This is a genomic window from Microbacterium oxydans (assembly GCF_006540085.1).
GTDB lineage: Bacteria > Actinomycetota > Actinomycetes > Actinomycetales > Microbacteriaceae > Microbacterium > Microbacterium oxydans.
Genome location: NZ_BJOG01000007.1, coordinates 216,770 through 236,736, shown reverse-complemented (window position 1 = coordinate 236,736; position 19,967 = coordinate 216,770). Strand labels below are relative to the sequence as shown.

General features: G+C 69.4%; 17 protein-coding genes. 9 read left to right on the top strand and 8 right to left on the bottom strand.

Annotated features, from left to right (window positions below):
* Positions 1-4 precede the first annotated feature (4 nt).
* From hpaD to MOX01_RS14260, 4 genes are all read right to left on the bottom strand, one after another.
* Complete coding sequence (hpaD, locus tag MOX01_RS14275; protein WP_046748845.1) at positions 5-1,168, bottom strand: 3,4-dihydroxyphenylacetate 2,3-dioxygenase; 1,164 nt, start codon at positions 1,166-1,168, stop codon at positions 5-7.
* Between the two features lie 92 nt (positions 1,169-1,260).
* Positions 1,261-2,760, bottom strand: coding sequence for a 5-carboxymethyl-2-hydroxymuconate semialdehyde dehydrogenase (gene hpaE, locus MOX01_RS14270; RefSeq protein WP_141370255.1), 1,500 nt, complete (start codon positions 2,758-2,760; stop codon positions 1,261-1,263).
* Positions 2,757-3,485 (bottom strand): GntR family transcriptional regulator, encoded by a 729-nt coding sequence (locus MOX01_RS14265; RefSeq protein WP_058632498.1) that lies wholly within the window; start codon positions 3,483-3,485, stop codon positions 2,757-2,759. Before MOX01_RS14265 ends, hpaE begins: the two co-directional genes overlap by 4 nt.
* The gene (locus MOX01_RS14260; RefSeq protein WP_141370253.1) at positions 3,482-4,951 is read right to left on the bottom strand and encodes a fumarylacetoacetate hydrolase family protein; all 1,470 of its coding nucleotides are present in this window, start codon (positions 4,949-4,951) and stop codon (positions 3,482-3,484) included. Before MOX01_RS14260 ends, MOX01_RS14265 begins: the two co-directional genes overlap by 4 nt.
* 150 nt (positions 4,952-5,101) lie before the next feature.
* Here MOX01_RS14260 and MOX01_RS14255 point away from each other — a divergent pair, with 150 nt between their 5' ends.
* On the top strand, positions 5,102-6,481 hold the full coding sequence (locus MOX01_RS14255; protein WP_046748849.1) for an MFS transporter: 1,380 nt from the start codon (positions 5,102-5,104) through the stop codon (positions 6,479-6,481).
* Positions 6,482-6,595: 114 nt separating this feature from the next.
* On the opposite strand, the gene MOX01_RS14250 is transcribed toward MOX01_RS14255, so the two are convergent.
* The gene (locus tag MOX01_RS14250; protein WP_141370252.1) at positions 6,596-7,303 is read right to left on the bottom strand and encodes an IclR family transcriptional regulator; all 708 of its coding nucleotides are present in this window, start codon (positions 7,301-7,303) and stop codon (positions 6,596-6,598) included.
* Positions 7,304-7,492: 189 nt separating this feature from the next.
* Here MOX01_RS14250 and MOX01_RS14245 point away from each other — a divergent pair, with 189 nt between their 5' ends.
* The 6 genes from MOX01_RS14245 (at position 7,493) to MOX01_RS14220 (ending at position 13,492) form a co-directional block, all read left to right on the top strand.
* Positions 7,493-9,364, top strand: coding sequence for an FAD-dependent monooxygenase (locus MOX01_RS14245; protein ID WP_141370250.1), 1,872 nt, complete (start codon positions 7,493-7,495; stop codon positions 9,362-9,364).
* An 87-nt stretch (positions 9,365-9,451) separates the two neighbouring features.
* On the top strand, positions 9,452-10,426 hold the full coding sequence (locus tag MOX01_RS14240; RefSeq protein ID WP_141370249.1) for an ABC transporter ATP-binding protein: 975 nt from the start codon (positions 9,452-9,454) through the stop codon (positions 10,424-10,426).
* Position 10,427: 1 nt separating this feature from the next.
* Entirely contained in the window at positions 10,428-11,183 is a 756-nt protein-coding gene (locus MOX01_RS14235) for an ABC transporter permease (RefSeq protein ID WP_141370247.1), read from the top strand.
* A gap of 28 nt (positions 11,184-11,211) precedes the next feature.
* Complete coding sequence (locus tag MOX01_RS14230) at positions 11,212-12,333, top strand: sensor histidine kinase (RefSeq protein WP_061017889.1); 1,122 nt, start codon at positions 11,212-11,214, stop codon at positions 12,331-12,333.
* Positions 12,327-12,956, top strand: a complete 630-nt coding sequence (locus MOX01_RS14225) for a response regulator transcription factor (RefSeq protein WP_061017891.1) — start codon at positions 12,327-12,329, stop codon at positions 12,954-12,956. The genes MOX01_RS14230 and MOX01_RS14225 overlap by 7 nt, the downstream gene beginning before the upstream one ends.
* Positions 12,957-13,117: 161 nt before the next feature.
* Entirely contained in the window at positions 13,118-13,492 is a 375-nt protein-coding gene (locus tag MOX01_RS14220; protein ID WP_058632490.1) for a VOC family protein, read from the top strand.
* A 29-nt stretch (positions 13,493-13,521) separates the two neighbouring features.
* Here the strand turns inward: MOX01_RS14220 and MOX01_RS14215 are convergent, their stop codons facing one another.
* The gene (locus MOX01_RS14215; RefSeq protein ID WP_061017892.1) at positions 13,522-13,914 is read right to left on the bottom strand and encodes a VOC family protein; all 393 of its coding nucleotides are present in this window, start codon (positions 13,912-13,914) and stop codon (positions 13,522-13,524) included.
* A 93-nt stretch (positions 13,915-14,007) separates the two neighbouring features.
* Here MOX01_RS14215 and MOX01_RS14210 point away from each other — a divergent pair, with 93 nt between their 5' ends.
* Entirely contained in the window at positions 14,008-15,948 is a 1,941-nt protein-coding gene (locus MOX01_RS14210; protein ID WP_170224278.1) for an endonuclease/exonuclease/phosphatase family protein, read from the top strand.
* An 89-nt stretch (positions 15,949-16,037) separates the two neighbouring features.
* Here the strand turns inward: MOX01_RS14210 and MOX01_RS14205 are convergent, their stop codons facing one another.
* Positions 16,038-17,687, bottom strand: coding sequence for a thiamine pyrophosphate-binding protein (locus MOX01_RS14205; protein WP_141370243.1), 1,650 nt, complete (start codon positions 17,685-17,687; stop codon positions 16,038-16,040).
* 163 nt (positions 17,688-17,850) lie between these two features.
* Here MOX01_RS14205 and MOX01_RS14200 point away from each other — a divergent pair, with 163 nt between their 5' ends.
* Positions 17,851-18,360 (top strand): phosphoribosyltransferase, encoded by a 510-nt coding sequence (locus MOX01_RS14200; RefSeq protein WP_046748858.1) that lies wholly within the window; start codon positions 17,851-17,853, stop codon positions 18,358-18,360.
* Positions 18,361-18,403: 43 nt separating this feature from the next.
* Here the strand turns inward: MOX01_RS14200 and MOX01_RS14195 are convergent, their stop codons facing one another.
* On the bottom strand, positions 18,404-19,927 hold the full coding sequence (locus tag MOX01_RS14195) for an ATP-dependent DNA ligase (protein WP_141370241.1): 1,524 nt from the start codon (positions 19,925-19,927) through the stop codon (positions 18,404-18,406).
* Between the last annotated feature and the right edge of the window lie 40 nt (positions 19,928-19,967).

The window sequence follows — 19,967 nt, the reverse complement described above, 5'->3', positions numbered from 1 at the left end:
CCTCCTAGAGCTGGTGGCCGAGCTTGTACTCGCCCTGCTTGTACTCGGGCATGTCCTTGTCGTCTTCCGCTCGCGTGTAGGAGAAGCCGTCGGCACCGATGGTCACTGCCATCTCGCTGGAGTCGGTGCGGGCGACCACGGGCTGCGGGTTGCCGTCGAGGTCGAGCACCAGAGACGCATCCGTGTACCAGGACGGGACGACGGGGTTGCCCCACCAGTCGCGGCGCTGGTTGTCGTGCACGTCCCAGGTGATGACCGGGTTGTCGGGGTCGCCGGTGTAGTAGTCCTGCGTGTACACCTCGACGCGGTGCCCGTCGGGGTCGCGCAGGTAGAGGTAGAACGCGTTGCTCACGCCGTGACGGCCGGGACCGCGCTCGATCGAGTCGGAACGGCGCAGAGCTCCGAGCTTGTCGCAGATCGCGAGGATGTTGTGCTTCTCGTGCGTCGCGAAGCACACGTGGTGCATGCGGGGTCCGTCGCCGCCGGTCATGGCCGTGTCGTGCACGGTGGGCTTGCGGCGCATCCAGGCGGCGTAGACCGTGCCCTCCTCGTCCTGGATGTCCTCCGTGACGCGGAAGCCGAGGTCCTGCATGAAGCCGACGGCGCGCGGCACGTCGGGGGTGACCTGGTTGAAGTGGTCGAGCCGCACCAGCTCGCCGGGGATGTGCAGGTCGTACCGCCACGACATCCGCTCGACGTGCTCGGTGGCGTAGAAGAACTCGTACGGGAAGCCGAGGGGGTCGACCACACGCACCGAGTCTCCGATCCCCTTCACGAAGCCGCCCTCCTTGCGGCGCACGTCGCAGCCCAGCTCGGTGTAGAACTCGACGGCGCGGTCGAGGTCCTCCGGCGTGCGGACGCGGTACGAGAACGCGGCGACGGCGGCGATAGGCCCCTTTCGCAAGACGAGGTTGTGGTGGATGAACTCCTCGGTCGAGCGCAGGTAGATCGCCTCGTCGTCCTCCGCGGTCACGTACAGACCCAGGACGTCGACGTAGAACTGGCGCGACGCGGCGAGGTCGGTGACCACGAGCTCCATGTAGGCGCAGCGCAGGATGTCCGGAGGCGAGCTCTGCGGCGTCGCGATGGGGTTGTCCGAGCGGATCGGCGCCTCCTGGGAGACGTAGAAGCCCGAGGAGGTCAGGGTCATGTCGTCGCGGTGTGTCATGTCAGCGTCCTTGCTTACGGTTCCGGTCGCGATATTCCAGGGAATTCGGGCGAGAAGCCTGTCATATCGCGACCGGAGCGGAGGGGTTGTGGTCAGTTCTTGCCGAAGGTCGGGTTGTGCGAGTGCTCAGCGAGCGTGATGTGCACGCTCTGCTGGTCGGTGTAGAAGTCGATGGAGCGATAGCCGCCCTCGTGGCCGAGGCCCGATGCCTTCACACCGCCGAACGGGGTGCGGAGGTCCCGCACGTTGTTGCTGTTCAGCCACACCATGCCGGCCTCGACCGACTGCGCGAAGTTGTGCGCACGCTTGAGGTCGTTGGTCCAGATGTAGGCGGCCAGACCGTACTTCGTGTTGTTCGCGAGCGACAGCGCCTCGGCGTCGGAGTCGAAGGGCGTGATCGCGACGACCGGACCGAAGATCTCCTCCTGGAAGATGCGGGCATCGGGGGAGACATCGGCGAACACGGTCGGTGCGACGAAGTTCCCTTCCTCGAAGCCCTCCGGACGGCCACCGCCGGCGACCAGGCGGCCCTCGCCCTTGCCGATCTCGACGTAGCTCATCACCTTGTCGTAGTGCTCGGGGTGAACGAGCGCTCCGACCTCCGTGGCCGGGTCGTGCGGGTAGCCGACCTTGACGCGCTTCGCCTGCGCCGCGTAGCGCTCCACGAACTCCTCGTAGATCGACCGCTCGACGAGGATGCGCGAACCTGCCGTGCAGCGCTCGCCGTTCAGGGAGAAGACTCCGAAGATGGTCGCGTCGACGGCGGCCTCCAGGTCGGCATCGGCGAAGACCACGGCGGGCGACTTGCCACCGAGCTCCATCGAGAGCCCCTTGAGGAAGGGTGCCGCGTTGCCGAAGATGATCTGTCCCGTACGGCTCTCGCCGGTGAACGAGATGAGCGGCACGTCGGGGTGCTTCACCAGGGCGTCGCCCGCGTCTTCGCCGAGGCCGTTCACGAGGTTGAACACACCCTGGGGGAGGCCGGCCTCCTCGAAGATGCCCGCCCAGAGGGATGCCGACAGCGGCGTGAACTCGGCCGGCTTCAGCACGACCGTGTTGCCGGTGGCGAGGGCGGGACCGAGCTTCCAGGACTCGAGCATGAACGGCGTGTTCCAGGGTGTGATGAGTCCGGCCACGCCGATGGGCTTGCGGTTGACGTAGTTCATCTGCTTGCCCGGCACCTTGAAGGCGTCGTCGGACTGCGCGACGATCAGGTCGGCGAAGAAGCGGAAGTTCTCGGCGGCGCGGCGGGCCTGCCCCAACGCCTGCGTGATCGGCAGGCCGGAGTCGTACGACTCCAGCTCGGCGAGCCGGGCGTCGCGCGACTCCACGATGTCGGCGATCTTGTGCAGCACCCGGGAGCGCTCGCGCGGCAGCATGCGCGGCCAGGGACCTTCGTCGAAGGCGCGCTTGGCTGCGGCCACCGCGAGCTCGATGTCGGCCTTCTTGCCGGCAGCGGCCGTCGTGTAGGTCTTGTTCGTCACCGGGTCGAGCACGTCGAACGTGTCGCCGTCGACGGAATCCACGAAGGCGCCGTCGATGTAGTGCTGGATGCGGTCGGGGAGGTCGGCGGGGATGCGCGAATCGGTCATGAGGTTTCTCCGGTCGTCTGTGCGGAAGTCGTCTGTGATGAAGTCGTCTGAGCTGAGGTCGTCTGGGCGGAACGGGTGTGCAGGGCGTCGAGGAACGCGTCCATGGTGCGCCAGCGGTGGTTGCGCGCGGCGAGTTCGATCTCGAGCGGATCGGCGCCTGCTCGGATGAGGTCGAGGATCTCGGTGTGCTCCTCGACCGAGTGCTGAGCGCGCCCTGGAATCGAGGCGAAGGTCGTCTCGCGGATACCGGAGAGTCGCGACCAGCCGCGGTGTACGAGATCGAGCAGGTGCGGGTTGGGGCACGGCTCGAACAGCACCGAATGGAACTGGCGGTTGAGCTCGGTGAAGGCGTGCGCGTCGAGGTGGTCGAGCATCTGCGCCATCCGGTCGTTGATCCGGGCGGCCTCCTCGAGGGCCTGGTCGTCGAGCAGGGGAGCGGACAGGGCGGTGGCGCAGCCCTCGACGAGGCCGAGCGTCTGCATCGTGTGCGCGTACTCGCTCTCATCCACGAGGGTCACCCGCGCGCCGACGTTGCGCTCGAACGTCACGAGCCCTTCGGCCTCGAGACGGCGGATCGCCTCGCGCACGGGGACGACGCTCATCTGGAGATCGTCGGCGATGGATCCCAGCACCAGCCGGTATCCGGGGCTGAACATGTGTCCCGTGATGCGGGAGCGCAGCCACTCGTACGCGACCTCGGACTTGCTCGCGGCCGTCGTGGTCATCGTGTGCTCCCGTCGGACACGGCCTTCTCGTAGCGTGCCCGCCACTCGGCGTTCAAGGGGAAGAGGCCGTCGACCGGTTGTCCTGCGGCGACCTGCTCGGCGATCCAGGCGTCTTCGATCTCCTGCGCGACGGCGCTCGCCGCGACCTCGGCGGCCAGGGCCGGTGGGATCACGATCACGCCGTCGCTGTCGCCGACGATGATGTCGCCGGGCTGCACGGTCGCGCCGCCGCAGGAGATCGTGACGTCCACGTCCCACGGCACGTGCTTGCGACCGAGCACCGACGGGTGCGCGCCCTGCGAGAACACGGGAAGGCCGATCTCGGCCACCGCGTCGTAATCGCGGACGCCGCCGTCGGTGACGACTCCCGCCGCTCCGCGCACCTTGGCGCGCAGGGCCAGGATGTCGCCGAGCGTGCCCGTCGTGGCATCGCCGCGAGCTTCGATCACGATGACCTCGCCGTCCTCCACGGCGTCGAACGCCCGCTTCTGGGCGTTGTAGCCGCCGCCGTGCGAGGCGAAGAGGTCTTCGCGGAACGGGACGAAGCGCAGCGTCTTCGCGGTGCCGACGATCTTCTGTCCCGGGATGTTGACCGAGACCCCGTCGATGAAGCAGGAGTGGTGTCCGCGCTTGCGGAGCTGCGCCGAGAGCCCGGCCGTCGGCGCCTCCAGCAACTGTGCGCGCAGTTCAGGGGAGAGGCCGGGAGCCTTCTCGACGGGAGGCAGTCCTGCTTCCGCCCGCGAGCCCCATGCCTCGGTGCGCTGCAGGTCGTCCACGGCGGGGAGCGAGCCGATCTCTCCGTCGAACGGAGTCTCGCCCTGGGTCACGGTGGTGACGAGGCGTCCCGAGCTCGGGGCTCCCGGTGCATCCGGTGCGTCCACCTCGACCTCGACGACGTCGCCGGGGACGATGACGGATGAGCCGGCGGGGGTGCCGGTGAGGATCACATCGCCGGGCTCGAGCGTGAAGTGCTGGGAGAGGTCGGCGACGAGTTGGGCGAGCGGGAAGATCAGTCCTGCCGTGGTGTCGTCCTGGCGGAGTCCGCCGTTGACCCAGGTGCGCACGCGCAGCGCCGCGGGGTCGACGGTGCGGGCATCGATCAGCTCGGGGCCGATCGGGGTGTAGCCGTCGCCGCCTTTGGAGCGGACGTTCGAGCCCTTGTCGTTGGCGCGCAGGTCGTACAGGCCGAGGTCGTTCGAGGCGGTCACCCAGCCCACGTGGGACCAGGCGTCGTCGAGGGAGACGCGGCGCGCGGCCGAGCCGATCACGAGCGCGATCTCTCCCTCGAACGCCAGCAGCTCGGTACCGGCCGGCCGCTCGACGGTGCCGCCGGAGACGCCGACGGAGCTGGCCGGCTTGAAGAAGTAGGAGGGGGCGGCGGGGCGCCGGCCGCGCTGATCCGCTCGGGAGGCGTAGCTCAGGTGGATCGCGATGATCTTGCCGGGGCGGTCGATGGGTTCCGTCACGGGGCGCCTCCTCGCGCTGTCAGTGTCCTGCGCGACGCCTTGTGCGTCGTATTCGAAATCATATATTATCGGTTCACCCCTCGGCAAGCACTCCGGATTCACGTCCGTCGCGCGCCGTGACAATGCGGTCACAACCAAAGGAGACACCCCATGAGCGGGCAGTCACAGGCTGGGTTCACGCCCACCGGAACCATCGCGACAGCGGCAGACAGACGTCGTGTCGTGTTCGCCACCGTCGTCGGAACCACTGTCGAGTGGTACGACTTCTTCATCTACGCCACGGCCGTCGGTCTCGTCTTCGGCCAGCTCTTCTTCGCCCCGCTCGGCGAGAACAGCGCCCTGATCGGTTTCGCGACGGTCGGCGTCAGCTTCCTGTTCCGCCCCCTCGGTGCGTTCCTCGCCGGCCACTACGGCGACAAGCTCGGGCGCAAGACCGTGCTGATGTGGACGCTGATCCTGATGGGCGCGGCCACCGCCCTCATCGGCATCCTCCCCACCTACGAGACCATCGGGCTGATGGCGCCGATCCTGCTGGTGCTGCTGCGCATCGTGCAGGGCATCTCGGCGGGCGGCGAGTGGGGCGGCGCGGTGCTGATGGCCGTCGAGCATGCTCCCCGCAAGAAGCGCGGCATCTTCGGAGCGTCCCCGCAGATCGGCGTGCCCCTCGGCCTCCTGCTCGCCTCCGGTGTGATGGCGCTCATGACGGTGATCGCCCCCGGCGACCAGTTCCTCGCGTGGGGCTGGCGCGTGCCGTTCCTGCTGAGCGTCGTGCTGATCCTCGTCGGCTACTACGTGCGTCGCAAGGTCGAGGAGAGCCCCGTGTTCACCGAGCTCGCGGCCCGCAAGGAGAAGGCCAGGATGCCGATCGCGCAGCTGTTCCGCAAGCACCTGCTGCTCGTGATCGTCGCCGCGTTCGTCTTCGCCGGCAACAACGCGGTCGGCTACATGACCACCGGTGGCTACATCCAGGGGTACGCCACGGACCCCGCAGGTCCCATCGGCCTCGAGCGCGGCCCCGTGCTCTGGGCTGTCGCCGGGTCTGCGGTCACCTGGCTGCTCACCACCCTCCTCGCGGGGTGGCTCTCCGACCGCATCGGCCGCCGCACCACGTACATCGTCGGCTGGGTGCTGCAGCTGGTGGGTGTGTTCACGCTGTTCCCGCTGGTCAACACCGGTGAGATCGGGCTGCTGTTCACCGGACTCGCGATCCTCACGATCGGCCTCGGATTCACCTACGGCCCGCAGGCGGCGCTGTACGCCGAGCTGTTCCCCGCGAGCATCCGCTTCTCCGGTGTCTCGATCTCGTACGCGATCGGTGCCATCGCCGGCGGCGCGTTCGCCCCGACGATCGCGACGGCCATCGTGAAGGCGACCGGCTCGACGGGCGCCGTCACCTGGTACCTGGCCGGCATGACCGTGCTGGGCCTCGTCGCGACCCTGCTGCTGCGCGACCGCTCGGGCATCCCGCTCGGACCGGATCACGAGGAGGAGCAGTCCGTCAGCCCGATCTACGGACTCGCGAAGGCCTGAGCCGCGCCGCTCGTCGACCTGCTCCCGTCGCGCTCCCTGTCATCTGCCCTACGGCGACCGACCGGAAGCGCGGCGGGAGTGTTCGTCTGTGCGCGGTCTCGGCGGAGCCGGACGTCAGCCGTCGAGAGCGTCGCGGATGTCCGATGCTGCACGCTGGAGCCGTGCGGCGATCTCGGCGTCGTCGAGGTCTGTGGACACGTGCACCACGGCGATCGCGGCGGGGCGCTGTCCGCGCAGGGCGAGGGGGACGGCGACGGCCTGCACCGTGGGGATGACCTCGTCGTGGCTCGTCGCATAGCCGCGGATGCGGGTCGACTCCACATCGCCGGCGAGGGTCGGCGGCACGACGTCCGGCCATTCAGCCTCGGGGAGCAGCGACAGGATGGCCTTGCCGGGTGCGCCGACCGTGACCGGGTGACGGGCGCCAGGGCGCTGGGCGACGCTTGCGACTGCATGTCGGGGCTCGACGCTCGCGAGGGTGATGCACTCCTCGCCGTCCAGCACGCCGAGGAAGCAGGTCATGCCGAGCTCGTTGGCGATGGCCGTGAGCTCGGGGAGTGCCTCGGCCTGGAGGTCGTGCGCGACGCCGGCGGCGAGTGCGGCCATCCGGGCGCCGAGGCTCACGGCCCCTGCGGCATCGCGCGTGACGAGACCGTGGTCCTCCAGCGTGCGCAGCAGTCGATAGGCGATCGAGCGGTGCACGCCGAGGCGGGACGCGAGCTCGTCGATCGACAGGGGCGTGCGGGCATCGGCCAGCACCTCGAGGATCCGGATGCCGCGGCTCAGAGTCTGCGAAGCGGGAGAGGTGGTGCTGCCGGGCATGGGGGCACTCCCTTGCGATGACGGACGGCGCGGTTTAGGCTGTATTCAATAGTAGAACTCTCTGTTCGAATATAGAACACGCCTGTTCTTCGCGCAACAGCTCCTCACACACGACCCGAAGCGTATGACCCGACGCGCTTGACCCGACGCGCTTGACCCGACGAAGACGTCCGGAAGGAATCGACGACGATGCAGTTCCACCACCACGGCTATGTGTCCGCTGACCCGCGTGTGCAGGACGCCGCCGGCATCGGCTCAGCCCGCCCCACCGACCTCCCTGACGAGATCGACGTGCTCATCGTCGGATCGGGGCCTGCAGGAATGCTGCTGGCCGCCCAGATGGCGCAGTACCCCGAGATCTCCACCCGCATCATCGAGAAGCGCGACGGCCGCCTCCCGCTCGGCCAGGCCGACGGCATCCAGCCGCGCAGCGTCGAGACGTTCCAGGCGTTCGGGTTCGCCGAGCGGATCATCGCCGAGGCCTACAACATCGGCTGGATGAACTTCTGGGGCCCGAACCCCGACAAGCGCGACGAGATCGTCCGCACCTCCCGGACGGCCGACTACGCCTACGACATCTGCGAGTTCCCGCACCTCATCGTGAACCAGGCGCGCGTGCTCGACTACTTCGCCGAAGCCGCGGCCAACGGCCCGGGGCGGATCGTGCCCGACTACGGGATCGAGTTCACCGGGCTCACGGTCCACGACGAGGGGGAGTACCCGGTCGAGGTGGGGATCCGTTACGTCGCCGGTGAGCGCGCGGGCGAAGAACGCACGATCCACGCGAAGTTCGTCGCCGGGTGCGACGGCGCACGCAGCGGTGTGCGACAGGCCATCGGCCGCACGCATGTCGGCGCCTCCGCCGCGCATGCCTGGGGTGTGATGGACGTGCTCGTGAACACCGACTTCCCGGACTGGCGCACCAAGTGCGCCATCAACTCGGAGGCGGGCAACATCCTGCACATCCCGCGCGAGGGTGGATACCTCTCGCGCATGTACATCGACCTCGGCGAGGTCGCGGAGGACGACGACCACCGGGTGCGCCAGACGCCCATCGAGGAGATCATCCGTCGCGCCAACGCGATCCTGCACCCGTACACGCTCGACGTGCGCGAAGTGGCCTGGCACAGCGTGTACGAGGTCGGCCACCGCGTGACCGACGGCTTCGACGACGTCATCGACGGCTCCGGACGCACACCCCGCGTGTTCCTCACCGGCGACGCCTGCCACACGCACAGCGCCAAGGCCGGGCAGGGCATGAACGTCTCCATGCAGGACGGCTTCAACCTCGGATGGAAGCTCGGGTCTGTGCTCACGGGCCGCGCTCCCGAGGCGCTCCTGGCCACGTACGGCGCCGAGCGACGCCCCGTCGCCCAGCAGCTGATCGACTTCGACCGCGAATGGTCGAGCCTGATGGCCCGCAAGCCCGAGGAGATCTCCGACCCCAACGAACTGGCCACGTACTACCTCGCAACGGCCGAGTTCCCGTCCGGGTTCATGACGCAGTACACCTCCTCGATGATCACGGGGACCGCCGCGCACCAGGCGCTGGCGCCCGGCTACCCGCTGGGCAAGCGGTTCAAGTCGGCCGAGGTCGTGCGCGTCGGCGACGGCAATGTGGTGCACCTCGGACACCACGCGAAGGCCGACGGGCGCTGGCGCGTGTACGCGTTCGGCGACCGCACCGGCGAGGCGCTCGCCGCCTGGGCGGAGCAGGCCGCTCCGCTGTTCGCGCGCTTCACTCCGACGAATGCCGACGTGGATGCGATCTTCGACGTCAAGGCCGTCTACCAGCAGCCCTTCGAGGAGGTCGAGGTCACCTCGGCACCCGAGCTGTTCCAGCCGAAGACCGGCCCGCTCGGACTCACCGACTGGGAGAAGGTCTACGCGGCGGGCCCCAGCAAGTGGACGGAGACCGACATCTTCGCAGCGCGTGAGCTTTCGCGCGACGGTGTGGTGGTCGTGGTGCGCCCCGACCAGTACGTGGCGGCGATCCTGCCGCTGGACGACACGGCAGAGCTCTCCGAATTCCTCGAGGGGGCGCTGCTCCCGGCACGATGAGCCGAGGGTCTCGACATGACACGTGTCACGTCGAGGAGATGACACCGCCCTCCGGACTCCTCGTCGGCATCGGACGAGGCTGGAGGCATGGACGACACCTCTAGGGACGGATCGGCGACGCGGGTCATCGCGCGACCGGCTTCCGCTGCCCCGATCGATGACCCCGTGGTGCTGGAGCTCAGCGCCGTGAGACGACACTTCGGCGCAGGGGAGCGCCGTGTACAGGCCGTGGACGGGGTCGACCTGTCCATCCGGCGGGGCGAGGTCGTGGCACTGCTGGGACCGAACGGGGCAGGCAAGACGACCACGCTCGACATGCTGCTGGGCCTCACCGAACCGAGCAGCGGCACCGTCCGCGTGCTCGGGGTGACTCCGGATCGTGCGACCTCCAGCGGTGCGATCGGCGCCGTGCTGCAGACGGGCGGATTGCTGGGCGACCTCACCGTCGGGGAGACCGTGCGCCTCATCGCCTCCCTCTACGGAGACGAGGCGCGGGGGAGGGTCGACGAGGTCATGGCGCGCGCCGACCTCACCGCTCTCGCCCGCCGACGGGTGTCGAAGTGCTCGGGTGGCGAGCAGCAGCGCGTGAAGTTCGCGCTCGCGATGATCTCCGACCCCGACATCCTGGTGCTCGACGAGCCGACGGCGGGGATGGACGTCACGGCCCGCCGCCACTTCTGGGACGTGATGCGTGCGGATGCCGACGCCGGCCGCACGATCGTCTTCGCCACCCACTACCTCGAAGAGGCGGAGCAGTTCGCTCGGCGGACCGTCGTGATGCATCGCGGAACGGTCGTCGCCGACGCCCCCACCGCGCTGCTGCGCGCCAGCCTCGGGGAGCGGACGGTGTCCGCCACGGTCGACGACGACCCGACCGCGCTCGTCGCGACGCTGACGTCGACGGAGGGGATCGCGGCTGTGCGTGTGGACGGTGATCGTCTCAGCCTGCGCGCGACGGACTCCGATGCGGCAGCGCGGATCCTCCTCGCCGGCGGCGCGCACGACCTCGAGATCGCCGCCCCCACCCTCGAAACCGCCTTCACGGCTCTGACGGAGAACTGACATGCTCGTCTCACCCACCATGCTGCGCATCGAAGGCGTCCGCCAGCTGCGCAACCCCTACACTCTCGCGTTCACCCTGGCGATGCCCGTCGCGATGTACCTGCTGTTCGGTGCCGGGATGGGATACGGCTCGCTCTCTGCCGGCCACGGGAACGTCTCGTTCTACGTCATGACCTCGATGGCCGCGTACGGCACCGCTGTCGCGATGAGCTCGCTCACCTCCCTCGCGGCGACCGAGGCGAAGCAGGGGTGGGGACGGCAGCTCGCGATGACCCCGCTCACCACCGCGGGGTATGCGCTGACCAAACTGCTCACTGCCGTGTCCTTCGCCGCGCTCGCCCTGGTCGCGGTGTTCGTGGCAGGGATGATGACCGGTGCTCAGGCCGAGGACGCCTGGCGGTGGGTCGCGACGGCGGGCATCATCCTCGGGATCGGTCTCATGTACGGGCTGTTCGGCCTCGGCGTCGGACTGTTCTTCAGCTCGGACTCGGCCGCGGCGCTCGCTTCCATCTCGATGACGTTCTTCGCGTTCTTCGGCAACGTGTTCATGCCTCTCGACGGCGTGATGCTCGACATCGCCCGGTTCACCCCGCTGTACGGCTTCGTGGCGCTGAGCCGCTGGCCCCTCACCGACGGGGTGCTCACGACGGGGCAGACCGATCCGCTGTGGATGCTGTTCCTCAACGCGGCCGTCTGGCTCGTCCTCTTCGCGCTCCTCGTCGCGATGGGAATGAAGCGCTCGCGGGCGCGGCAGTAGTGGCACGCGGCGACACTAGGTTGGACGGATGACCCCGCACGAGAAGCGCACGACGAGCCGCGCCACGGGAAAGGACCCGTGGGCGCGGTTCGGCTGGCTGATGGCGGTGGTCTGGCTGGTGTTCCTCGTCTACCCCGTGATCGCCCTGCTCGGTTCCGAGGCGCCCCTCGCCTGGGTGGTCGGGGGATGGGTCGCTCTGGTGACGTTCGTCGTGCTGTACGTCACCGGGTTCATGCACGGCATGCGCGGGGGTGGCGGGCTGGGGCGCACTCCCTCGAAGCGGCAGTGGGCCACGTTCGCCGCGCTCATCGTCTGCGCATTGGTCTCGGTGCCGGCCGAAGGCGGATCGGCGCTCAGCTTTCTGCCTTTCATCATGTCGTTCGCGTCCTACGGCCTGACGCGCGTATGGCACTGGATCACGACCATCGCGGCGGTCGCCGTGACGGCGCTCTGCGTGTTCCTGCTCCCGGGCGGGCTGAGCTACCTGTCGGTGCTCGCGATCGTCGCGCTGCTCGGTGTGGTCAACACGGTGTCGACGTGGCTCATCCTGCGTTCGGCCGAGGCGGAGCGGCTCGGTCTGGAGCTCGCGACCAGCGAGGGACGCGAAGCCGTGGCCCGCGATGTGCACGATCTGATCGGGCATTCGCTGACGGTGGTGGGTCTCAAAGCGCAGCTGGTACGGAGGCTCATGGACTCCGACCCGGAACGCGCCAGGGCCGAGCTCGCAGACATCGAGCGGTTGACGGCCGAGGCGATCGCCGGAGTGCGCTCGACGGTCGCGGGCGCGCGGGCGACCACCCTCATCGAGCAGCTCGCTTCCTCGCGGGATTCGCTCCGCGCGGCGGACATCGAGCTGCGGGTCGAGGGGGAGCCGGAGGCGCTGTCGCCGGTGCAGGCCATCACGGCGAGCTGGATCCTCCGCGAGGCGACGACCAACGTCCTGCGGCATTCGGGTGCCCGCACCGTGCGGGTCATCCTGTGGCCGGGACGGCTCGCCGTGGAGGACGACGGAGTGGGCATCGGCGCGGGTATCGCCACCGCAGAGGGCAACGGCATCCGCGGCATGCGGGAGCGCGCGGCGGCTGCGGGGGCGGCGTTCGCCCTCGGCTCGACCGAGAAGGACGGAACCCGCGTGGAGGTGACATGGTGACGGCGCCTGACGATGGGTCCATCCGATTGCTGATCGCCGACGATCAGGCGCTCGTGCGTGGTGCGCTCGGTGCGCTGCTCGACCTCGAGCCCGACCTGACCGTGGTCGGCATGGCCTCGGACGGCGCGGAGGCCGTGCGGCTCGCTGAGGAGCTGCACCCCGACGTGTGCCTGATGGACATCCAGATGCCGGGCATGGACGGTGTGGAGGCGACGCGGCGGATCAGACAGGTGAGCACGAGGACGCGCGTCCTCGTGGTGACCACCTTCGCACGCCCGGGCTATCTGCGCTCCGCGTTGGACTCCGGGGCGAGCGGATTCATCGTGAAGGACACTCCCGCCGAGACGCTCGCCGACGCCGTCCGCCGCGTGCATTCGGGTTTGCGGGTGCTGGATCCGCAGCTCGCCGCCGACGGCCTGTTCGACGGAGCGAATCCGCTGAGCGACCGGGAACGCCAGGTGCTGCGACTCGCCGCCGACGGACGCTCGGCGGCCGCCATCGCCGCCGAGGTGTTCCTGTCGGCCGGCACCGTGCGCAACCACCTGTCCGCTGCCATCGGCAAGACCGGTGCGGCCAATCGTGCGCAGGCGGTGCGCATCGCGCTCGACAAGGGGTGGATCTGACGCCGAGGCTCGCGGCGGCTCCACACCGCGTCTCGGTGTCCTTGCGGTCTCGGCGTCCATGCACGATCGGCGACTGTGCAGTGTCGGTGTCTCTGCGGTGTCGGTGGCCCCGCGTACCGTGGGTGCCGACGGGCGACGGAGCCCGACAGGAGGAGTGCGTGATGGACTGGAAGATCGAACTCATCTTCGTGCCGGTCACCGATGTGGACCGGTCCAAGGAGTTCTACGAGAGGATCGGATTCACCCCCGATCACGACCAGACGCCCGTCGATGGGCTGCGCTTCGTGCAGATGACGCCGCCGGGGTCCGCCTGCTCGATCGCGTTCGGCACCGGGCTGGGCATCGAGCTCGAGCCGGGACAGCAGAACTCGATCCAGGTCGTCGTCCCCGATGCCGACGAGGCGCTCGCGCACCTGCAGGGGCTCGGCGTCGAGGCCCGTGGCGTCCAGGACCTCGACTGGGGACGGTTCGTGTCGTTCGACGATCCCGACGGGAACACCTGGACGCTGCAGGAGCTGCCCGACTACGGCGCCTAGGGGTCCGGCACGGCAGCAGGCCGGCTCGGCTACGACGGATCCGCGACCACTTCGATCTTGAAGCCGGAGGCGTTCTCGAACCAGCCCGCGTAGTGCTGGTCGCCGCCGGCGTGCGGGTAGCGCTCCGCATACAGTGGTCGCCAGCCGTGGCGCTCGGCCTCGGCCATCAGCGCATCCACCGCGGTGCGATCACCGCCCTGGAATGCCAGATGGTTGAGGCCGGCGCGTCGACGGTCGTGCGCGGAGCTCGACAGGTTCGGAGACATCGTGAGCGTGAGATAGCTGCCCCCTGCGGCCCACGACTCGCCGCCGCTCCATTCGCTCGTCAGGGAGAACCCCACGCGCTCGAGGATCCACCGCCACTGCGCGCGCACATCATCGAGGTCGGCGATCCACAGCTCGACGTGATGGAGACCAGGCATCGTCCGATTCTGCCATTCACCTCACGGTCACGGTCCGGTCATCCGGCGGCCGTAGCTTTCGATGCGCCACGTCGTCGAAAGGACCTTCTCGTCATGACCTCCGCCACTCGGCCGAAGCGGGGGCTCCTCGCCCTGCTCGGCACCGGCATCGTTCTCGCCGGTCTCCTCGTCGTTCCCGCCGCTCAGGCGGCGGAAGGGATGCTCACGCTGGACACGCCCCGCATCGGGGTCGACGAGACGGTCACGTTCTCGTTCGACGCCGGCTCGGCGGTCCACGATCGCAACTGGATCGGGATCTATCGTGACGGCGCGGTGCCCGGCGGTCCGGCATCCCTCGACTGGCGATACGTCGCAGACCAGACCGGCCAGGTCACGTGGAACGCCTCGCGTCGGGACGGCTGGACCCGCAACTCGGCGACGATGGGGGCGGGCGAGTACGACGTCTACCTCCTCGAAGACGACGGCTACACGGTGCTGGCCGGGCCGATCGATCTCACCGTCACGGACGAGGAGGCGCAGCCGGTCGCCCCGGCCGCCCCGAAGCCCGAGGTCGGAGGGAAGAGCGGCCTGAACGTGCTCACCTTCAACGTCTGGCACGGGGGCACCCAGGTGGCCGACGGTGCGCGTCAGATCGCCGATGTCATCACGCAGACCGACGCCGACGTGACGTTCCTCCCCGAAGTGGGTCAGGCGCCCGCTCAGGTCGCCGCACTGCTCGGCTACCAGCACCTCACGGCGACCGACACCGGGATCGTCTCGCGCTACCCGATCGTCTCCACCGACACGATCGGCCGCTGGTGGTCGAAGGCGGTTCTCGACGTGAACGGATCGGAGGTCGTGGTGTACGGCGGCCACCTGGAGTACCGCTGGTACACCACGTACCTCCCGCGCGGCTACGGCGGGGAGATCCACGGCGACTGGCCGGCCGGGTGGAACACCTGGAACAAGCTCGACGCCCCGGTGACCGACGTCGAGGCCATCCTGGCGGCGAACGCGCAGTCGGGCCGACCGGCCGCCGCTGCCGAGCTGCTCGCCGACATCGCCGCAGAGCGCACGACTGGACGGATCGCCATCGTGGGCGGCGACTTCAACGAGCCGCCGTCGCAGGACTGGACCGCGGCGACAGCCGAGCTGTTCGACCACAACGGCGTCGTCGTTCCCTGGCAGACGACGCAGACGCTGCTCGACGGGGGACTGGTCGATGCCTTCCGCACCGTGCATCCCGATCCCGCGGCGAATCCGGGCTTCACGTGGCCGTCGGACAATCCTCTGTTCCCCACGTCATCTCTGACCTGGGCTCCCGACGCCGATGAGCGCGACCGCATCGATTACGTCTTCGCCACGCCGGACGAGCGACTGTCGATCGACGGAGCGAGCGTGGTGGGACCGCAGTCGACGATCGTGCGCAATCAGCGTGTCGTCGACGACAGTGCCGATGAGATCCTGACGCCGGATGCCGTCTGGCCCTCCGACCACAAGGCGGTGCTGGCGAACTTCACCGTCTGCGGCGGCGGGTGCACGACGCCTGAGCCCGAGCAGCCGACCGTGACGCTCGCTTCGGCATCGGTCGCCGCGGGCGATGCGATCACGATCTCCGGCGCCGGCTTCCGCGCCGCCACAGCGCTGCGGATCGAGCTGCGTTCGACGCCGGTTCCGCTCGGTGCCGTGACGACGGACGCGACCGGCGGGTTCCGCGTGACCGTGACCGTTCCGGCCGATACGAAACCCGGCGCCCACAGCATCGTGCTCATCGACCCGGACGGCGTGGAGACGACGGCGGCGATCGCCGTCACGGCTGCGCCCGGTGGCACACCTCCCGGCGGCGGCACCCCAGGCGGAGGCACTCCCGGTGGTGCTCCGGGTGGTGCTCCCGCCGACGGGTCGGGGAACGCGGGTTCCGGCCCCGGCACGACGAGCAACGGCGACCTCGCCGCGACAGGAGCCGACAGCGTCCCGTTCCTCCTCGCCGGGGTGCTGCTGCTGGCAGTCGGAGCGGGCCTCGGCATCGCGCGCAGGCGCCGGCGTCTCGGGTGATCGACTGAACGACGCTCGGGTGCGACGAGGGGGTCGGCACGACGTTCGCGTCGTGCCGACCCCCTCGCGTTTCCGACTGTCCCGCGACGTCAGGAGTTCACGCGGATGATCTCCTGCTGGTACGGCGCGATCACATCGCCCGAGACGCGCAGATCGAGAAGCAGGAAGGGCCGTGAGGACGGGTCCTCCTCGACCCAGTTGGCGAGACGGTCGAGATCGGAGAGCGTGCGCACCACGACGCCCTCTGCGCCGACGGCCGCACCGAACGCGGCGAAATCGACCTCGGGGATGCGCATCGGTCCTTCCGCCAGTCCCTTGAGACCGTAGAGGTTGACCTCGGCTCCGTAGGCCGCGTCGTTCCAGACCACCGCCATGCCGCGTCCTCCAGCCGCCCGGACGGCCGACTCCAGATCAGCGATGGCCATCAGCCCGCCGCCGTCGCCGGAGGTGAGTACCACGGTGGACTCGCGGCGCGCGAGAGCGGCCCCGACCACGCTCGGCCAACCGAGCCCGATCGACTGGAAAGCGGTGCCGACCATCATCATGCGGTCGGGGGCGGCGACCGGCCAGTACATGTTCGCCCACCCGATGAAGTGCCCACCGTCCGACACCACGACGCGGTCTTCCGGCAGCAGCTCGGCGATGCGACGAGCGGCGGAGCGCGGGTCGAGACGCCCGTCGGGGGCTAGGTCGTCGCCGCGGTCGTAGGTGCGTGCGGCCGCCACGTCCACGCTCTCGCGCCAGGAATGCGCCGAGCCGGCGTCTCCGATCCGCGCCACGAGCTCTTCCGCGGCGAGACGGGCGTCCGCACGGACGAAGCCTCCGACGTGGGCGTGCGTCGCCGCCGCCGCGATGTCGATCTGGAAGACCCGGGTCCCCGGCGCGAACAGGTCGCCGAAACGCATCGTGAACTGGTTCAAGCCCGCTCCGAAGACGACGGCGACGTCTGCAGATCGCACGAGCTCCATCGCTCCGTCCGCCCCGAAGCCACCGGTCACACCGAGGTCGTACCTGGTGTCGGGGAACACTCCGCGGCCCAAAGCGGAAGAGGCGGTGAGAGCGCCGGTGGCCGCGGCCAGCTCTCCCAGCGCGGTGCTCGCACCGGACAGCCACGCGCCGCGACCGGCGAGCAGGAACGGGCGCTCTGCCCCGGCCAGGGCGGTGGCGATCTCGTCGAGCATCGCATCGGCGAATTCGCCGCGAGGGGCGAGCGGGGCCGGGATCCGGGGTGAGGGGGCCTCCGGCACCTCACCGGCTTCGAGCGCTGCGACGTCATAGGGGATCGCGAGGACGACGGGCACCCGGTACGTGAGGGCGTGCTCGATCGCGATGACCGTGGTGGCGGCGGCGTCGGCCCGTCCGACCGTATAGGTGCGGGCGCCGACGGCCGAGGCGAGGGCGATCTGATCGACGTCCCACGGGCGGGGGCCGGACGTGGGCTCATCGCCGACGACCAGCACCAGAGGCACCCGCGCCTGCACGGCCTCGGCGAGGGCGGTCAGCGTGTTCGTGAAGCCGGCTCCGTACGTCGAGGTGCCTGCGGCGATGCGACCCGAGGTGCGGAAGTGGGCGTCGGCTGCGACCACAGCACCCTGCTCGTGACGGACGGCGGTGAACACCGCATCCGTCTGCGTCTCGATCGCGTCGAGGAAGTAGGCGTTGCCGTTGCCCATCACCCCGAAGACGGCATCGATGTGCTGGGCGAGGGTGAGGGCGACATGGGCGGACACGGAGGGCATGGGAAAGCCTTTCGAGACAGGGACGGAGGAACTGCGGGATCCGTATGTGTCTCGCCTCCGCGTCTTCGCGAAGTGCTTCGTGCCTCTTTTTCAGGCACCGGCCTGGCCGGACCAGCTCAGTCTATCGGCGAGCGGGCCCGCAGAGATGCGGGAGAATGCAGGAATGACTGATGCGGAGATCGAGCGCGAGACACTCACCTGGGACGGCTTCGGGGAGGCGACGCGCGATCTGGCACGAAGCATCCTGGACAGCGGCTTCATGCCGGAGGTCGTCGTCGCCATCGCCCGGGGCGGCCTGCTCCCGGCAGGGGCGATCGCCTACGGGCTGGGCGCGAAGAACTGCGGCGCCATCAACGTCGAGTTCTACACCGGCATCGGCACGGTGCTCGACGCGCCCGAGGTGCTGCCTCCCGAGCTCGACATGGCGTACCTCGATGGCCGCCGCGTGCTGCTGGTCGACGACGTCGCCGACTCCGGACGCACGCTCGCCCTGGCCGTGCAGCTGCTGAAGGACAAGGGCGCCGATGTGCGGTCGGTCACGATCTACACCAAGCCCTCCACGATCATCCAGCCCGACTTCGCATGGAAGGACACCGACCTCTGGATCAACTTCCCGTGGTCGTTCCGCGGCACCGTGCGGGAAGAGGACCTGGGACTCGCCCCGTCGGCCTGAATGCCGTCGGCCTGGACGCGGTCCGTCTGACTCGCGTGGTTCGTCAGCCGCGCAGCAGGGAGCGCAGCGTCTGGATCGTGTCGGCTTCGGCCGGCGACTTGTCGGGCCGATAGCCCTTCACCCGGGCGAAACGCAGCGCGACACCTCCCGGATACCGCGGAGAGCGCTGCACGCCGTCGATGGCGATCTCGACCACGACATCGGGGCGCAGGAACACGGTCGACGCCGTGCGGTGGGTCTCATGCTCGGGGAACTCCTCGGTCTGCCAGCGCAGCAGCTCGTCGGTGAGGCCCTTGAAGGTCTTGCCCACCATGACGAATTCCCCGGCGTCGCCGAACTCGCCGTCGGGGTCGCGCGCACCCAGGTGCAGGTTCGACAGCCATCCCCGGCGGCGGCCCGAACCCCACTCCGCGCCGAGCACGACGAGATCGAAGGTCAGCACGGGCTTGACCTTGACCCAGGACTTGCCCCGACGGCCGGCGGCGTAGGGGGCGTCGAGACCCTTGACCACCACGCCTTCATGGCCGGCGGCGAGGGCTTCGTGCGACAGCTGCTCCGCGGCATCCGGGTCGTCGGTCACGATGCCGGGCATCCGCCAGTCGCCGGCCACGCGCTCGAGCTCGGCGAGGCGGATCGAGAGCGGCTCGTCGATCAGGTCGCGTCCGTCCACGTGCAGCACGTCGAAGAACCATGGCCGCAGCACCAGTTCGCGGGAGGCATCGGCACCGAACCTCGACATCGTCTCCTGGAAGGGCCTGGGCCCACCGTCTTCGTCGAGCGACAGCGTCTCGCCGTCGAGGATGACATCGTCCACGGGGAGAGCGCGCACGATCTCGACGAGTTCCGGTACGCGGTGGGTGATGTCGGCCAGGCTCCGCGTGTAGACGCCGACGTCGTCGCCGTGACGGTGCACCTGGATGCGAGCACCGTCGAGCTTGTACTCCACCGACGCCGTGCCGGTGATCTCGAGTGCAGCCGATGGCGTCGCCGCGGTGGAGGCGAGCATGGGAAGGACAGGGCGACCGACTTCGAGGCCGACCGCGTCCAGCGCGTCTGCGTCTTCGGTGAGGGCGACACGAGCGGTCTCGCCGAGATCGCCGGAGAGCATGGCGGCGCGGCGCACGAGGGAGAGTGGCCGGTCGGACGCTTTCGCGACCGCGTCGAGAAGGACGCCGGACAATGCCCCGGTGCGAAGCTCGCCGAGCATGGCGCGGACGAGGAAGTCCCACTCGGCGGCCGTCGCTCGCGAGCCGAGCTCGCCGAGGATCCCGGTGCGGGCTGCCGCGGAGCCTGATCCGGAGGCGGCGGCGAGGGCGGTGAGTGAGGCATCGACGTCGCTCACCGTGAGGGTGGGATCTTCCGCATGCGTGATCTCGATGGCGGCGAGTCCCCGCCAACCGACGCCGAGCCGTCCCTGGCGCGGAGCGGCCAGCAGGAGCCCCATGACGGCTGGGAGCTCGTCCGCTGCGGAACTCGCCAGCAGCCGTGCGAGGGCATCGATCTTCGTGAGGCGGGACGCCGTGGCGGAGACCTCTTCTGCCGTGGAGACGACCTCGGAGAGCATCATCTCCGTATTGTCGCATCGGCCTCCGACGCTGGAGACGACG

Bases quoted from the DNA above. Each gene is read 5' to 3' on its own strand.
- hpaD (WP_046748845.1), bottom strand. From the start codon at position 1,168: ATGACACACCGCGACGACATGACCCTGACCTCCTCGGGCTTCTACGTC.
- hpaE (WP_141370255.1), bottom strand. From the start codon at position 2,760: ATGACCGATTCGCGCATCCCCGCCGACCTCCCCGACCGCATCCAGCAC.
- MOX01_RS14265 (WP_058632498.1), bottom strand. From the start codon at position 3,485: ATGACCACGACGGCCGCGAGCAAGTCCGAGGTCGCGTACGAGTGGCTG.
- MOX01_RS14255 (WP_046748849.1), top strand. From the start codon at position 5,102: ATGAGCGGGCAGTCACAGGCTGGGTTCACGCCCACCGGAACCATCGCG.
- MOX01_RS14250 (WP_141370252.1), bottom strand. From the start codon at position 7,303: ATGCCCGGCAGCACCACCTCTCCCGCTTCGCAGACTCTGAGCCGCGGC.
- MOX01_RS14245 (WP_141370250.1), top strand. From the start codon at position 7,493: ATGCAGTTCCACCACCACGGCTATGTGTCCGCTGACCCGCGTGTGCAG.
- MOX01_RS14240 (WP_141370249.1), top strand. From the start codon at position 9,452: ATGGACGACACCTCTAGGGACGGATCGGCGACGCGGGTCATCGCGCGA.
- MOX01_RS14235 (WP_141370247.1), top strand. From the start codon at position 10,428: ATGCTCGTCTCACCCACCATGCTGCGCATCGAAGGCGTCCGCCAGCTG.
- MOX01_RS14230 (WP_061017889.1), top strand. From the start codon at position 11,212: ATGACCCCGCACGAGAAGCGCACGACGAGCCGCGCCACGGGAAAGGAC.
- MOX01_RS14225 (WP_061017891.1), top strand. From the start codon at position 12,327: ATGGTGACGGCGCCTGACGATGGGTCCATCCGATTGCTGATCGCCGAC.
- MOX01_RS14220 (WP_058632490.1), top strand. From the start codon at position 13,118: ATGGACTGGAAGATCGAACTCATCTTCGTGCCGGTCACCGATGTGGAC.
- MOX01_RS14215 (WP_061017892.1), bottom strand. From the start codon at position 13,914: ATGCCTGGTCTCCATCACGTCGAGCTGTGGATCGCCGACCTCGATGAT.
- MOX01_RS14210 (WP_170224278.1), top strand. From the start codon at position 14,008: ATGACCTCCGCCACTCGGCCGAAGCGGGGGCTCCTCGCCCTGCTCGGC.
- MOX01_RS14205 (WP_141370243.1), bottom strand. From the start codon at position 17,687: ATGCCCTCCGTGTCCGCCCATGTCGCCCTCACCCTCGCCCAGCACATC.
- MOX01_RS14200 (WP_046748858.1), top strand. From the start codon at position 17,851: ATGACTGATGCGGAGATCGAGCGCGAGACACTCACCTGGGACGGCTTC.
- MOX01_RS14195 (WP_141370241.1), bottom strand. From the start codon at position 19,927: ATGATGCTCTCCGAGGTCGTCTCCACGGCAGAAGAGGTCTCCGCCACG.